This window comes from Chryseobacterium sp. CH25, assembly GCF_004119455.1.
GTDB lineage: Bacteria > Bacteroidota > Bacteroidia > Flavobacteriales > Weeksellaceae > Chryseobacterium.
This window is the reverse complement of sequence record NZ_NRQT01000010.1, coordinates 52,267-66,348: the sequence shown is the minus strand read 5'-3', so window position 1 is coordinate 66,348 and position 14,082 is coordinate 52,267. Positions and strand designations below refer to the sequence as shown.

The 14,082-nt window shown below is 35.3% G+C and carries 15 protein-coding genes and 1 pseudogene; 8 read left to right on the top strand and 8 right to left on the bottom strand.

Annotated features, from left to right (window positions below; genetic code table 11):
• Positions 1-17: 17 nt before the first annotated feature.
• Genes BOQ64_RS19055 through BOQ64_RS19045 form a run of 3 tightly spaced genes read right to left on the bottom strand, consistent with a single transcriptional unit; the run spans position 18 to position 1,806 of the window.
• On the bottom strand, positions 18-305 hold the full coding sequence (locus BOQ64_RS19055) for a putative quinol monooxygenase (protein ID WP_129059036.1): 288 nt from the start codon (positions 303-305) through the stop codon (positions 18-20).
• A gap of 2 nt (positions 306-307) precedes the next feature.
• Positions 308-1,192: an NAD-dependent epimerase/dehydratase family protein gene (locus BOQ64_RS19050; RefSeq protein WP_129059037.1), complete on the bottom strand. Its 885-nt coding sequence runs from the start codon at positions 1,190-1,192 to the stop codon at positions 308-310.
• Positions 1,189-1,806 (bottom strand): NAD(P)H-dependent oxidoreductase, encoded by a 618-nt coding sequence (locus tag BOQ64_RS19045; RefSeq protein ID WP_129059038.1) that lies wholly within the window; start codon positions 1,804-1,806, stop codon positions 1,189-1,191. The genes BOQ64_RS19050 and BOQ64_RS19045 overlap by 4 nt, the downstream gene beginning before the upstream one ends.
• A gap of 307 nt (positions 1,807-2,113) precedes the next feature.
• Between BOQ64_RS19045 and BOQ64_RS19040 the strand changes: the two genes are divergently transcribed.
• The 3 genes and pseudogenes from BOQ64_RS19040 to BOQ64_RS19030 all read left to right on the top strand — a co-directional run bounded on the left by BOQ64_RS19040 (position 2,114) and on the right by BOQ64_RS19030 (position 5,171).
• Positions 2,114-2,860, top strand: coding sequence for a metallophosphoesterase family protein (locus tag BOQ64_RS19040; RefSeq protein WP_129059039.1), 747 nt, complete (start codon positions 2,114-2,116; stop codon positions 2,858-2,860).
• Positions 2,861-3,113: 253 nt separating this feature from the next.
• Positions 3,114-4,049, top strand: a complete 936-nt coding sequence (locus BOQ64_RS19035) for an alpha/beta fold hydrolase (RefSeq protein ID WP_129059040.1) — start codon at positions 3,114-3,116, stop codon at positions 4,047-4,049.
• 223 nt (positions 4,050-4,272) lie between these two features.
• Positions 4,273-5,171 (top strand): annotated as a pseudogene (locus BOQ64_RS19030) (LysR family transcriptional regulator).
• Here BOQ64_RS19030 and BOQ64_RS19025 read toward each other — a convergent pair.
• Entirely contained in the window at positions 5,145-5,624 is a 480-nt protein-coding gene (locus BOQ64_RS19025) for a GNAT family N-acetyltransferase (RefSeq protein WP_129059041.1), read from the bottom strand. The pseudogene BOQ64_RS19030 and the gene BOQ64_RS19025 overlap by 27 nt on opposite strands.
• A 559-nt stretch (positions 5,625-6,183) precedes the next feature.
• Here BOQ64_RS19025 and BOQ64_RS19020 point away from each other — a divergent pair.
• The 3 genes from BOQ64_RS19020 to BOQ64_RS19010 all read left to right on the top strand — a co-directional run bounded on the left by BOQ64_RS19020 (position 6,184) and on the right by BOQ64_RS19010 (position 9,042).
• Complete coding sequence (locus tag BOQ64_RS19020; protein WP_129059042.1) at positions 6,184-7,059, top strand: aldo/keto reductase; 876 nt, start codon at positions 6,184-6,186, stop codon at positions 7,057-7,059.
• A gap of 173 nt (positions 7,060-7,232) precedes the next feature.
• Positions 7,233-8,291, top strand: a complete 1,059-nt coding sequence (locus BOQ64_RS19015; RefSeq protein ID WP_129059043.1) for an NAD(P)H-dependent flavin oxidoreductase — start codon at positions 7,233-7,235, stop codon at positions 8,289-8,291.
• Positions 8,292-8,430: 139 nt separating this feature from the next.
• The gene (locus BOQ64_RS19010; protein ID WP_129059044.1) at positions 8,431-9,042 is read left to right on the top strand and encodes a hypothetical protein; all 612 of its coding nucleotides are present in this window, start codon (positions 8,431-8,433) and stop codon (positions 9,040-9,042) included.
• 67 nt (positions 9,043-9,109) lie between these two features.
• On the opposite strand, the gene BOQ64_RS19005 is transcribed toward BOQ64_RS19010, so the two are convergent.
• Genes BOQ64_RS19005 through BOQ64_RS18990 form a run of 4 tightly spaced genes read right to left on the bottom strand, consistent with a single transcriptional unit; the run spans position 9,110 to position 12,358 of the window.
• Positions 9,110-10,447, bottom strand: a complete 1,338-nt coding sequence (locus tag BOQ64_RS19005) for a UDP-N-acetylmuramate--L-alanine ligase (protein ID WP_129059045.1) — start codon at positions 10,445-10,447, stop codon at positions 9,110-9,112.
• Between the two features lie 6 nt (positions 10,448-10,453).
• Positions 10,454-10,891: a hypothetical protein gene (locus BOQ64_RS19000; RefSeq protein WP_129059046.1), complete on the bottom strand. Its 438-nt coding sequence runs from the start codon at positions 10,889-10,891 to the stop codon at positions 10,454-10,456.
• A gap of 3 nt (positions 10,892-10,894) precedes the next feature.
• Complete coding sequence (locus BOQ64_RS18995) at positions 10,895-11,701, bottom strand: lysophospholipid acyltransferase family protein (RefSeq protein ID WP_048503148.1); 807 nt, start codon at positions 11,699-11,701, stop codon at positions 10,895-10,897.
• A 27-nt stretch (positions 11,702-11,728) separates the two neighbouring features.
• Complete coding sequence (locus tag BOQ64_RS18990; protein WP_129059047.1) at positions 11,729-12,358, bottom strand: NUDIX hydrolase; 630 nt, start codon at positions 12,356-12,358, stop codon at positions 11,729-11,731.
• 214 nt (positions 12,359-12,572) lie between these two features.
• Between BOQ64_RS18990 and BOQ64_RS18985 the strand changes: the two genes are divergently transcribed.
• Positions 12,573-13,508: a hypothetical protein gene (locus BOQ64_RS18985; RefSeq protein ID WP_228448481.1), complete on the top strand. Its 936-nt coding sequence runs from the start codon at positions 12,573-12,575 to the stop codon at positions 13,506-13,508.
• Positions 13,509-13,680: 172 nt separating this feature from the next.
• On the top strand, positions 13,681-14,079 hold the full coding sequence (locus BOQ64_RS18980; RefSeq protein WP_129059048.1) for a hypothetical protein: 399 nt from the start codon (positions 13,681-13,683) through the stop codon (positions 14,077-14,079).
• Positions 14,080-14,082: the final 3 nt, after the last annotated feature.

Below are 14,082 nucleotides of genomic sequence, written 5' to 3'. Positions count from 1 at the left end.
TGCTAATTTTTTCATTCTTAAAGGAGATTCGTGATATAAATCTGAGGAGCTTCCTGAAGTTTTTCATCAATCAAAGCTCCAAAGGCTTTAATATAAGGCTGCTCATTGTGTTGTGCCAATCCTTCTTCACTTTTCCAGATTTCATAGAATACAAAATGGTTTTTGTCTTCAATTCCCTGGTGAAGATTATATAATTCGCACGCTTCTTCTTTTCTTGTCTCTTTTACCATATTCTGAAGAACTTCCAGTACTTCTGCCTGATGTTCTTTTTTTGTTTTTATAATCGCTGTAAGATGAATTTTCATTATTAAATAAAATTTTCAATTGAGTTATAGATAGGGTTCCAATCCAGTTCTGTTCTGGCTTTCTCTGCGCTGCATCTGCTATTGGAGGCAAATCCAAAATAACCGCCTGTAGGGCCAAAATTGTCAACAGCATCCTGTATGCTTAAAGATTGAGCAGGTTCCAGATTATATTTTCTGCTGATGATTTCTGCAATGTTTTTTAGGGAAGAATAACCATTTTCGGCATAGTAAACAGATCCACCTTTTGCTTTTTCCAATGCAAGTACATACAGGTTGGCCAGGTCTTCAATATGTAAGTTAGACCAGATGTTTTCACCTTCACCGAAATAAACTCCATATCCTTTTTTCTGAGAAAAATTAACAAGGGCAGGGATTTGGATGCTGTCTTTTTTTATTCCTAAACCTTCTCCATAAACCATTGTGGGAACAATAACGATACTTCTTATGTCTTTGTTTACAGATTGCAGAACATAGTTGTTGATCATCACTCTTGATGCCATTTCAAGTCTTGGCTGCAAAGGGAAATCTTCTCTGAAGATAAAGTCACTTTTTTTACCATTCTCCTTTCCACCAAAAATCGCAGAACCTGAAGTGAATATAAACGTTTTATGACTTCCTTCCAGTGCTTTGATAAAATTATCTACAGCATAGGCGTCATCTGCGGAATCAGCATTATGAATAACAGCGTCAACATCAGAAACAGCTGCTTTTATAAGATCTTCATTGTGGATATTTCCTACGATAGTTTTGATTCCCAATGATTCCAGTTCGTGCACATGGGCTTCATTACGAACCAGTCCTGTAACTTCATAATTCCTGTCAAGGAGTTTTTTTGCGATCGTTCCGCCTATATAGCCGGTAATACCTGTGATCAGTACTTTTTTCATGATACCAATTCCGGTTTTAATTCTTTTTCAAATACGTTTTTCACATGGTCTCTGTAAAGCTTCATATCACGCTCTACATTAGCATTCTTTTCTACATCATGGAAGTGGAAGCTTTCCATTTTTTCCAGTGATACGAAAGCGTTCATTCTGTGGAAGCCAAATAAAGGACCTTCGTCTACACTTTTCTCATCAAAGAATTCTCCGGGAAGCGTAAAAGCAGTTGCTGGGGCATTCCAACTCGTTGTCAGCATATATTTTCTTCCGCCAAGCATTCCTCCGGTTCCGTAATTGATCTCAGGATTTGCTGCATTTCTTCCATCACTCATATAAATACCTTTTGCGTGACCAGCAGTGAACACTTCATCGATATATTTTTTCAATCCGTTTGGAAGCTGGAACCACCAGATCGGAGTGTGGTAAATGATGTAATCTGCCCAAACGAATTTTTCTACTTCTTCATGTTTGTCATAATGTTCACTTACATTGGTGATTTTTATTTCTACATGATCAAATTCTTTAAGAGCGGCTATTGTATTTTCTGCGATGGTTTGATTATATTTTCCTCCAGAATGTCCGAAATTCTGTCCTCCGTTAATGATGAGTATTTTTTTCATTTTTTTATGATTGTTTAAATTTTACTCTGCAAAGTTACCATGGACTATTGTATAATAAAAATAATATAAATTATAGTGATGTATCAGAATAATTATAATTTGATTTGTATGAATGATCAATGGTGAATTCGTTTCGCCTGTCAATTTTTGTGGCCAGCAATAATTCACTGCCAAGGCAAATTGACAATTGACTTTACGAAGTAAAAATTCACGATCAATAATTTTCTTTTTATGGTAAAATGTCATGCTGAATATGATCTGAAAATTCCTTTTTGTCGTGTAAATTTGATTAACAAATTGATAGGAAATGATACAGATAGCGATTTTCAGTGATGTGCATGGGAACCTTCCGGCATTGGAAGTAGTGTTGAAGGATATTGAGAAGAGAGGAATTCACCAGATGTTCTGTCTGGGAGATCTTGTAGACTTTGCTCCTTGGGGAAATGAAGTGATAGAAAAGATAAAAAATTTGAATATTCCCTGCCTGTTAGGAAATCATGATGAAAGAATTGCTTTTGATCTGCCTGTTATTCCTTTATCTAAACATTCTGAAGAAGAAACGAAAGCAAGGTTCACTGCGATTGATCATTCTAAAAAACATATTACAGAAGAGAACAAAAAGTTTCTTTCCGAGCTTCCTTTTTATTTGAAGTTAAACTATAAAATAGGAAACAAACATTGGAATATCCAGTTGGTACATTCCAGTTTGGAAAGTAATGATACTTATTTATATGAATCCGAAAATGATGAGGTTTTTATGAAAATGCTGGAGCGTTCAAATGCTGATCTGATTGTGATGGGGCATACTCACTTGTCGTTTACAAAGCAGTTTGAAAATAATAAGTGGGTTGTTAATTGCGGTTCTGTAGGCCGTTCCAAAGAAGAAAACCGATTGGCATCTTATCTTGTACTTACCTTAGATGATGAAAAGATCATTCCTGAAATTGTACAGCTGGGCTATCCACTTGAAGAAACTGCCCGCCAGATCGAAGAAAGTGAGATTCCGGATTACTATGCTGCTTTTTTAAGAAATGAAAAAGTATCAATGCTTTAATTTTTCGTAAATATATCATCCATATTAAACCGATATCTTGAAAGTATTGAATTATATTAAATTGTTTTGGTTGTACTAATTAGAGCTGGTTTTTAATTGTAATTGTTTGATTTTTAGTATTTTGTTTTTATTCGAACTTTGATTTGTAGGTATTCGAACTCATTTTTTTATTAAAATCAGTTCGAATGTTTTTATTCGGACATTTTTGAAGATTCTCTGGAAGATATTTGTATCAAATTAAAATCTAGAAATCATGAAAAAGTCAAGTCTTTTTATTCTTTTATTAGTATCCGTATTTTGTATGGCACAATTACACAAGGGGAAAATAGATACCCTGCTTATTCCGGAAATTGGGGGAATAAAACAAGCCATAGACATTAAAACAGATGATTCCGGGAAACCCATACTGCTCTTTTTATCAGGAGGCCCTGGAAGCTCTATGAGAAAAAATGCTGATTCTTTTACAAAGCTTTTAAAAAGTAAATTTACTATTGTTCAGTGGGATCAGAGAGATGCAGGAAAAACCTTGGAGCTAAATCCTTCTCCAGTTCAGCCCTCAGTGGAGTTGATGGGAAAAGATACTTATCAGGTTATCAATTTCCTGAGAAAAGAATTAAAACAGGAAAAGGTATATTTGTTGGGAAGCTCGTGGGGAAATGCTTTAGGATTCTATATTGTTAGAAATCACCCAGAACTTTTACATGCTTATTTTGCAGTAAACCCTGTTGTAAGCCAGTTAGAAAGTGAGAAAGAATTGCTTCAGATTTTAAAAGATCATTTCAAGGCAGATCCTATTGCTTCTAAAGAATTAGCAAGCGTACATATTCCGTTCAAAGTAGATGAAGATCTGTTTTATTTAAGAAAGTGGCTTTTTTATAAAGACGGAAAACAATATGTGACTGGAGAAGATTTCAAAAAAGGATTCCTTCAATGGTCAAAAACCTGGTCACCAGCCTGGAATGAAGTAATGAATATTGATCTTCCTAAGACTTTAAAAAAAGTGGATTGTCCTATTTACTTCTTTGTCGGTAAAAACGATGTTCAAACTTCTACGAGAATTACCACCGATTATTTCAAAAAAGTAAAAGCACCTAAAAAGGATCTGTTTTTATTTGAAAATTCAGGACATCAGATTCATAAAGATGAAGCGGAAAAATTTCAAAACACAATACTTCAGGTAGTAAAATAACCTGAAAAAAGATAAAAGGAAGGAAGCTGGAAGAAGTACCGGGCAAATTATTTATAGTTGTTATTTGATTAAATAATTTAAAAAATCAATAAACAAGGTTACAATTACTATATAAGGCTGATTAACTTCCCTCTTCCAGCTTCAGGCTTCCTGACTTTATTGAAAAATGAATTAGTATTATAATTATTTTGTAATTTTGTATCAGAATATTAATAAATAAGTCATGGTCAATTTAGAATGGTATCGTACGTTTAAGGCGATCTATAAAACCGGGACATTGACAGGTGCAGCTGATGCCTTATTCATTTCACAGCCCGGAGTGAGTTTACATTTAAGCTCACTGGAAGCTTATGTTGGATATAAATTATTCGACAGAACCGGTAGAAAAATGATTCCTACAGAGAGAGGAAAAGTATTATTCAATGCCGTAGCAGAACCGCTTACTAAATTGGAAGATGTAGAGAAGAATTTTCAGAAATCTACTGAAAAACATACACCGACCATTAGTGTGGGAATGTGTTTTGAAACTTTTCAGACCACATTAGAGCAATATGTTTCTTCATTACCTTTTAATCTGATTATCAGCTTTGGGGAATATCCTGAAATGCTGGATCAGCTTGATAAAGGTATTCTGGATCTTATTATTACTCCCAAAAAGGATCTTCGCCTAATATAGAACATGAAGCATTTTCTTCGGAGCAAATTATTCTGGTGGGTGGAAAAGATGTAGATACGGAAGCTTTCAAAAAGGTTTTGAAAACAAAAGATGCAGAACAGATTGAAGCGTGGCTGAAAAATGAAAAATGGTACGGAACCACCGGAGATATGGAACATCTTTTTCAGTATTGGACTTTGAATTTTGGTCACAAACCGAATTTCCGTCCGAATTATATTGTTCCCAATTTAAACTCAATTATCCGTTGTCTGAAAGGAGGAACCGGACTAGCAGTTGTTCCGGATTTCTTATGTAAAAATGAAATCGAAAGCGGAGAAGTTAAGCTGATCTGGGAAGGAAAGAAAAAGTTGGAAAACACCCTATATTTCGGATGCAGAAAAAACACCAATTATCAAACAGAAATAGAGCATATTAAAGGACTATTCCGTAAGGTGATGGGTAAGTAAAACCATATCCCGCATCTGTAAACCGTTTTCATAAATCGGGGATGGGTAATTTTCAATAAAGAAATCTTTACGTATTCCTGTTTTTATGAAACCGTTTTTCTCATAAAATCTGATCTGCTGAAAACCTGTATCTGAAGTTCCAACACTTAGGACCTTATAATGGTTGTTATGGGCAATTTCTTTGGCTTTATTTATTAAAATGCTGCCGATTCCTTTACTTCTATAGCTTTCAATCACTGCAATGTTTTTGATTTCCAGTTCAGTATCACTATTTTTATATAAAGCCATAACGGCAATGTTTTCGGTACCGTCATGCAGCAGATAAATATCACATTTGAAAATATACTGATTGATGGCTTCAGTGGTTTCATCTGCCAGTAATAATAGTTCGTAAGGGATTTCTGAATCCTTTTCAATTGTATTAAAAGTATACTGTTCAATCTTTAAACTCATGTAAATAATTGTATAACCAACCAGGTTTGTTGGGACATTTATACAAAAGTAGGGAAAATAGAGATTGGAAGCTAATAGGAGAGATCTGTGATTTTTTTGTTGGAAAGCGCAAGGGCGCAAAGAGTATAAGGAAATTATACTGTTTTTACGGCGCAAGAAAATCGAAGATTTTCAGCAATGTGAAGCTACTGATATTTTGCCACGAATGCACGAATAAATAGTTTATATACTACCAAAAGCCTATATATCTATGTGGTAAGAAAAATAAAACTACATAGGTACATAGATCATATACGTAAAATTAATCACGAATCATTTTTATCCGTGCATTCGTGGCCTTAAATAAGCGGTATACAATTTTATCGAAGATAAAATCCTTGCGCCTTATAACATATTCAAAGGAAAAATTCTTAGCGCCTTAGCGTTATTCCAACATAACCGTAAACACAGACTAAATAACATTTTTTAACAAAAAACAGTAAAATTGGTAAGTCAGAGTTCCGTTTTTTTATTGCAAATTTGTTTAATCACTTTATATTAATCATTAAAATAAAGATTTATGCAAAAGAAAACCTATACAGGACAACCTGTAGTGACTTTAAATAATGGCGTAGATATTCCTGCTTTAGGCTTTGGAGTATGGCAGATGGAAGACCTTAAAGAATGCGAAAATGCTGTTGTCAAAGCTATCCAAACTGGATACAGAATGATTGATACAGCGGCTATTTATCAAAATGAAACAGCTGTAGGGGCAGCGGTAAAAAATAGTGGAGTAGACAGAGATGAATTATTTATCACCTCTAAAGTCTGGGTTCAGGATCATGGATATGAAAAAGCAAAAAGTGCATTTCAGAGAACATTGAACAGATTGCAGATGGATTATTTGGATATGTATCTTATCCACTGGCCGTATGGCGATTTTATCGGAACATGGAAGGCTTTGGAAGAACTGTATCAGGAAGGTAAAATTAAAGCCATTGGGGTCTGCAACTTCACAATCGAAAAGCTTGAAGAGTTAAAAGCAAATTCAACAATTCTCCCGGTTATCAACCAGATTGAGCTGCATCCTGTATTCCAACAAAAAGAGTTGCAGGTGTATGATAGAGATAATAATATTGTAACACAGCCCTGGAGCCCGCTTGGAAACGGAAATGTAAACCTTTTAAACAATGCTGATCTGAAGGCAATTGCAGATAAATATGGTAAAACAGTAGCTCAGGTAATTTTAAGATGGCATTTACAGGAAGGTTTTGTAGTGATTCCAAAATCTGTAACTCCATCAAGAATTGAAGAAAACTTTAATGTATTTGATTTTGAACTCACGGAAGACGAAATGAACACTGTTCGTTCTTTAGATACAGGGAATAGACTATTCTTTGATCCGAAAGATCCGGAATGGGAACAGAAAATGCTTAAGTCTGTAGCAGATATTTAAGCTTAATTAAAATTATATTTCCCGCAGATTTCACAAATTTCACAGATCAAAAATCTGCGTGATCTGTGAAATCTGTGGGATTTTTATTTTCTGCTCTGGGTGTGAGGAATGTCATACTCTGCTGAAAGTGAGGTATTCTTATTTTTTGTACCTTTTTATTTAAATATTTTTTTATGCTTTGGCCGGAAACAATCAGTAAAAAACTAGGGGTTAAATATCCTGTTATTCAGGCTCCGATGTTTGGAGTGAGTACCGTACAGATGGTTGCAGCAGCAGCTCGTGCAGAATGTCTGGGATCTTTGGCATTAGCTGATCTTTCAGCCGATGAATCTATTGAATTAATCAGAAATACAAGAAAACTAACGGACAGGTCTTTTGTTGCTAATATTTTTGTACATCACATTCCTGAAATAACAGATCCTTTAAAAAATAAATTTGTTACAACCAGACTATTTTTAGAACAGCTGGCGAAGGATAATGGCATTGATGTAAGCCTTCCTGATCTGGAAGATCTTAAAGTGAGATCCTACCATGAGTTGGTAGATGCAGTTATAGAAGAAAACTGTAAAATCTTAAGCTTTACTTTTGGAAATCTTGACGATCAAAGTATTCAGAAACTGAAAGAAAACGGAGTAACACTTATTGGTACCTGTACATCTGTAAATGAAGCGCTGATCTTGGAAAAATCAGGAATTGATATCATTTGTGTACAAGGAACAGAGGCAGGTGGTCACAGGGGAACTTTTGATCCGGACGATGTTCTACAGATTGGCGGGTTATCTTTATTATCCCAGGTATATGACCATGTGAGGGTTCCTTTGATCTATGCAGGCGGAATTTATAATCGCAAAACTTTACAGGCTGTAAAAGAGTTGGGAGCACAGGGATTTCAGGTGGGGAACCTTTTATTGGCCTCTCAGGAAAGTGCTTTAGAGCCTTTTGAAAAAGAAAGACTTAAAAAAGTAAGAGAGGATGAGATTATATTGACGAAAAGCTTTTCAGGAAGATATGCAAGAGGAGTTAGAAATAAATATATTGAAGCCGTTGAAGATTCTGAATATATTTTACCTTATCCTTATCAGAATAAACTGACCAATGCTTTACGTAAAGCGGCAAAACTTAAGCAGAATACAGATTTTGTAGGGATCTGGGTAGGTCAGTCTATTCATCAGTATAGTGAATACTCTACAGAAGAAATTTTGAAAAATCTGATTAAGGAATGTGAAAGATAGATCAGTATGTTTTCCATTTGACTGTAATTTTATATTTTCGTAACTCAGTATCATTCTGATGTACCGGAAAGCTTCTTTTATTGAATTTCTTTCAGGAATATCTTTTATGATTCTATATAAAAACTAAACTATAGAAAAAATGAAATTTTCAGAAGGAATTCAGAGATCACTTCCGTTCGGCTATCTGTTTCTTGTCGTAATGGGGATATTAAAAGAAAGTGTCTTCTACTATCAGATAGGCATTAATATTCTAAAATACTCCACAATTATGGACATTCTTATAAGTCCTATTGCTACTTTAACGTCGCATCCGGTTATATTAATTGCTCTTATTGTCATCATTGTATTCTCATTTGCCTTTCCCTCTTTTTTATCAAAACAGAGTAATCAAAATAAGAAATGGGCGCAGAAAATGGCAGCTCTTAAAGATCATGAAAATATGAGCAAGGAGGCTGTTGAGAATCATTTTACCAATATGTTTGTAAGATTTACAGCCATGATGTTATTGTCTTTCTTTGTAGGAATAGGATGGGGAGAAGGAATGGGATTAACAAAAAAGATAAAAGAGAAGAGTCTTAAATATGACTATACATTAAATAGCGGTGATGAAAATCCTGAGCAGATATACTTAATAGGATCAAACAGTATGTATTATATTTATCTGGTAAAAGGAAATAATACAATAAAAATTGCTCCGGTAGGATCTATCAAAAGTATTGAGCTTACCCACAACAGAAAATTGAATAATTAATAACACATAACAGATAGAAATAACATCTAATAAAAAAGCTTCAGAAATATAATCTGAAGCTTTTTATTTATTTTGTTAAATCCAGTCCGCCAAAGTTTCCGGAACTCATCATCAGATAAACACCATCTGTTTTATCTAATGTATTCCAGTACGCGTGAAGATCTTCAGCATTGGTGAAAACCCTTAGATTTCCATTTTTAAATTTTTCTTTAATGAACTCTGGAGAGATAGGCTCCATTCTTTTGATTTTTAAAGCATCTTCAGAATAGAAAACGATAGCCTCATCCAATCCGTCCATAGCGTGGTCATACTGCTCTAAAAAGGCAGGATTTAAGCTGGAATAAGTATGCAGTTCAAGGAAACCATATTTCTTTTCATTTTTAAACTGCTCCTTAAATGCTTTTACAGCAGCCTTCACCTTGCTTGGTGCATGGGCAAAGTCTTTATACAATGTCCCTTTATCATCTCTTTCTACCTTTTCCAGACGTTTGGAAGCTCCTTTAAAGCTCATGATAGCTTCATAGAAGTCTTCATCCATAATTCCCAGCTGCTGGCAGATATGTCTTGCTCCTTCCATATTCAGCAGGTTGTGGGCTCCAAAAACAGAAAGTGGAACATCTCCCATTTCGGTTTTTAAATACACTTTCCCGTTATTGATTTCATATTCAGGAGTTTTATAAGGGATTTTTCTGAAGTAATTTTCAGCATTTTCCACTACTTTTACTACTTCCGGATCTTCTTCATTGTACACTAAAACACCGCCGGGAGTAATGCTTGCTACAAATTTTCTGAATTGTTCAATATAATCATCAAATGTCTTGAAAACATTGATGTGATCCCAAGCAATTCCGCTCATTAAAGCAATATTCGGTTGATATAATAAAAATTTGGAACGAAGATCAATAGGAGAAGAAAGATATTCGTCACCTTCCAGTACCATAAAATCGTTATCCTGAGTAAGTTTCACCATACAGTCGAAACCTTCCAATTGGGCTCCCACCATGAAGTCCACATCTTTCTGATGGAAATTCAGAACGTGAAGGATCATAGAAGTAATGGTTGTTTTCCCGTGCGATCCGGCAATAACCACTCTTGTTTTATTTTTAGACTGCTCGTAAAGAAATTCCGGGTAAGAATATATTTTTAACCCCAGTTCTTTTGCTTTTGCCAGCTCAGGATTATCCTGGTGAGCATGCATTCCAAGGATCACAGCATCAATATCCGATGTGATTTTTTCCGGGAACCAACCCATTTCCTGAGGCAATATTCCCTTTTTCTCCAATCTGGATTTTGATGGCTCAAAAATAGCATCATCTGAACCGGTAACCTGATATCCTTTATCTTTTAATGCGATGGCAAGATTGTGCATGGCGCTTCCGCCAATAGCAATGAAGTGGGTTTTCAATTGTATTTACTGTTTTTTAACATTAGTATTAATGATCTGCTGGAAAGCATCAAGAATATTATTCCAGTTCGTCTGATAATTGGGAATAATCATACTTGCATCCGATTTACTGCCTTCGTTAGGACCTTTTTTGATATTAATCGAAGTAGAAATATTATCGTATAATTTCTTGCGATCTTCCTGTATTCTTCTGAAATTATTCTGAGAAAGAACCTGATCCAGTTTCTTCAGATCTTCATTTGAAATTTTAAAGTCCTGTTTGTATTTTTTTCCCTGGCCTTCAAAAGAGTAATGTACATTATTTCCTTTAATCAGCAAATTTTCATATACAGGAGCAAAGCCACCACTTTTCGAATAACTGATATCGAAATCCGAATATACTTTTTGGCTGTTGCACGAAACTAATACTATGAGGGCGAATAAAATTCCGATTATTCTGTTCATATTTTAATTATTTGAGTCCTTTTGTTCTAATTTTTTAGCTTTAAGTTCTTCATCATAATTGTGTAATACATTGAAGTCTTCTGTCTGCTCAATGGCAGTCATAATCTTCAATAAAATTTCCGGTGCTTTTTCATTATCATAATCAATATCCAGAGGAGCCTTAAATTCCATGGTAGGTTTTACACCGGTTACCTTTACACGGAGTCCTTTTTTATCAAAAGCCCTTCTGAATCCGTTAATTTTGATCGGGATTACAATTGGGCGCTGGTTTTTAACCAATTTGGCAGTACCTCTTCGTCCCTGGGCAAAGGCAGATGTGGTTCCTTGAGGGAAGGTGGCTACCCAGCCATTGTCCAGTGCTTTCATGATATTGTCTACCTCAGTCATGTCTACCATTCTGTTGACATTTTTTCCTTCTGCTCTCCAGGTTCTTTTTACGGTTACAGCCCCTGCAATTTTGAAGATTTTAGGAAGAATACCTTTATTCATGGTCTCTTCTGCTGCTACATAGTAAAAATCAATCTTTGGATTCAACAGATAGATAGGATTTTTAATTGTATTTAAATATCCATTATTTACGGCACAGAAAGCATGGTACATTGCAGCTACATCTGCAAAATAAGTTTGATGGTTAGATACAAACAATACATTGGAGTCCGGCAGATCTACAAGGTGCTCTGTTCCGGTAATTTTTAACTTATTAAAGCCGTTGAACCTTCTGTAGGATACAACTCCTAAAATAAAAATAATAAACCTTTTTAAAAAATAAGGTGTTCCGAATGCATCGGTGAAAATATTTTTTTTCGCCATTTTTCAATTAAACACGGTAGTGCAAAGTTACATTTTTTTCAGCAACTGGCTGAATTCACTTAATATCATTGCTGTAGCACCCCAGATAATATATCCGTTGAAATTGATGACAGGAACTTCACTTCCGCCGGCACTTGGAAGTGCCATAATTTCAGGGGTATCCGACAGATTTAAAAAAGAAGTGATTGGAAACTCAATAGTCTCCACAGCTTCAGTCTGCTGAAGAACGAAGAGCGGGTTCTTTTTAGTATACGAAATATAAGGATATACGTAAAAATTACTTGGCGGTATGTAGATAGGAGACATTTCTCTGATAATTCTTATATAATGCTTATCAATCCCAATTTCTTCGGAGGTCTCACGAACTGCAGTCTCAGCAAAATCGCGATCCATCTCTTCACGCTTTCCGCCAGGCAATGAGATCTGCCCACTGTGTCTGTCGTGCTCATTGATGGTTCTTTGGATCAGAGGAAAATACCATTCGTTATCCTTCAGATACAATACGATATTTACTGCTGCAAATTTGGGATTTTTTGCAAGTACTTCATCATAGGTAAAAACGGGACGGTAGGGAGGTGAGAATACTCCATGGGCGGGTTCACCGGGAAGCTCTACACTTTTTATTTTCCTTAATAAATCTTTTCCAAAATTTTCCATAGCTCAAATTTAACAATATATTCCTGAAGAAATAAAGGCCTTAACATTAATTAACCAATGGGAGCCGTCAATAGTCAATTTTGCTTCGCAAGTGAATGGTGAATACTTGTTCCTTATAAAAATTGACTGGCGAAGCGAATTGACCATTCATCATTCATATTCGGTATACTGTATTTCTACGTAACTGAAATCCGTGATGCTGAAAATACCAAAAATGGTGAGCTTTGAAACCAAAAATGGTGACTTTTATAATTTACACTTTGATGGTGGTTTCTCACTTGCCTATAGCGTATACCTTTGTCTTACTATTAACCAATTAATTTTTACTAAGATGAAAAATTTACTTACAGGTGTGTTTACACTAATCGCCATGAGTTTCGGTTTCGCACAAGCTAATATTGATGTGACAACCCAAATTGGAAACCTGAACGTAGCAACTGTAGACCAGACAGGTCTTCTGAACATGAATTCTCTAACACAGAATGGGAACCGTAATACTGCAGATATTGATCAGGTAGGTATCATCAATATGAATACTGCCGTGAGTAATGGAAACAGAAACTCGATAGATGTAGATCAAATCGGTATCGGAAACTCAAATAATGTGAGCCAGACAGGTAATAGAAATGATGCTTCAACCTGGCAGCTTGGTCTTTTCAATTCAACTCAACAAATTCAACTTGGAAGAAGAAATGAAGCTTCTTCAGTACAGATTGGGGTAGGTAACGGTGTATTCCAATATCAGGATGGAAGAAGAAACGATGCTTCTGCTGTTCAGGTAGGTAGTGGTAACATGGCTTATCAGGTTCAGATAGGTAGACGAAATGAAGCTGATGGTCTTCAGATTGGTGCAAACAATATGCTTATCCAATATCAGGCAGGTAATGATAACGTTGCTAACCATACTCAGGTAGGTAGCAGTAATATTGCAGCTGCTGCTCAGATTGGTGATGATAATACCGCTGTAGGATTACAGGTAGGTAGTGCCAACCAATTATATCAAGTTCAATTAGGAGATTCTAACACTGCAATTGATCTTCAGTTGGGTAATGGTAACTTCAGCTGGGTAACTCAGGTAGGTGACGCCCATTTCCACCTAGGTACTCAGATAGGTAATGGAAACTCTATGGTTATCAACCAATCAAACTAATCCCTTTTTACTACTGTAATCTTTAAAATTGAAAGGAGAAGCTAAAGATTGTTGGTTTCTCCTTTTCTTCTAAAAGGTAAATGTTATCCGGAAATGAGGATTTAAAATCAAAATTCTAAAGGGATATTTTTTTCATTCGCTTAGTCTAGTTTTTAATTTAAATATCAATGCCATGTTTAATTTGAGATGGAGTGTTTTAGCACTTTGTATGGTATTGCCACTGCAGGCTCAGGAAATTGACTGGGATAAGGTCAACAGTAATACAATCTTAAATCTTATTACCAGACAGAATATGGAGATGAATGCCGGTTACTCTAATATTATTCAGATGGGTGACTATAATAATGCAGAACTTTCTCTTAATAACAAAACTATTATTACTGTAAAGCAACTTGGAGACTATAACGCTCTTTATTTTATCAATTCATTCACAGATAAGGAAACCAAGGCTGCTATTATTACGCAAGGAAGTAATAATATCATTGATGTTACGGGAAGCAACAGTATTTCAGATGGCATTCAGATCAATGTAAAGGGAGATAACAGAACTATTTTCATGAGAAATTATTAAATC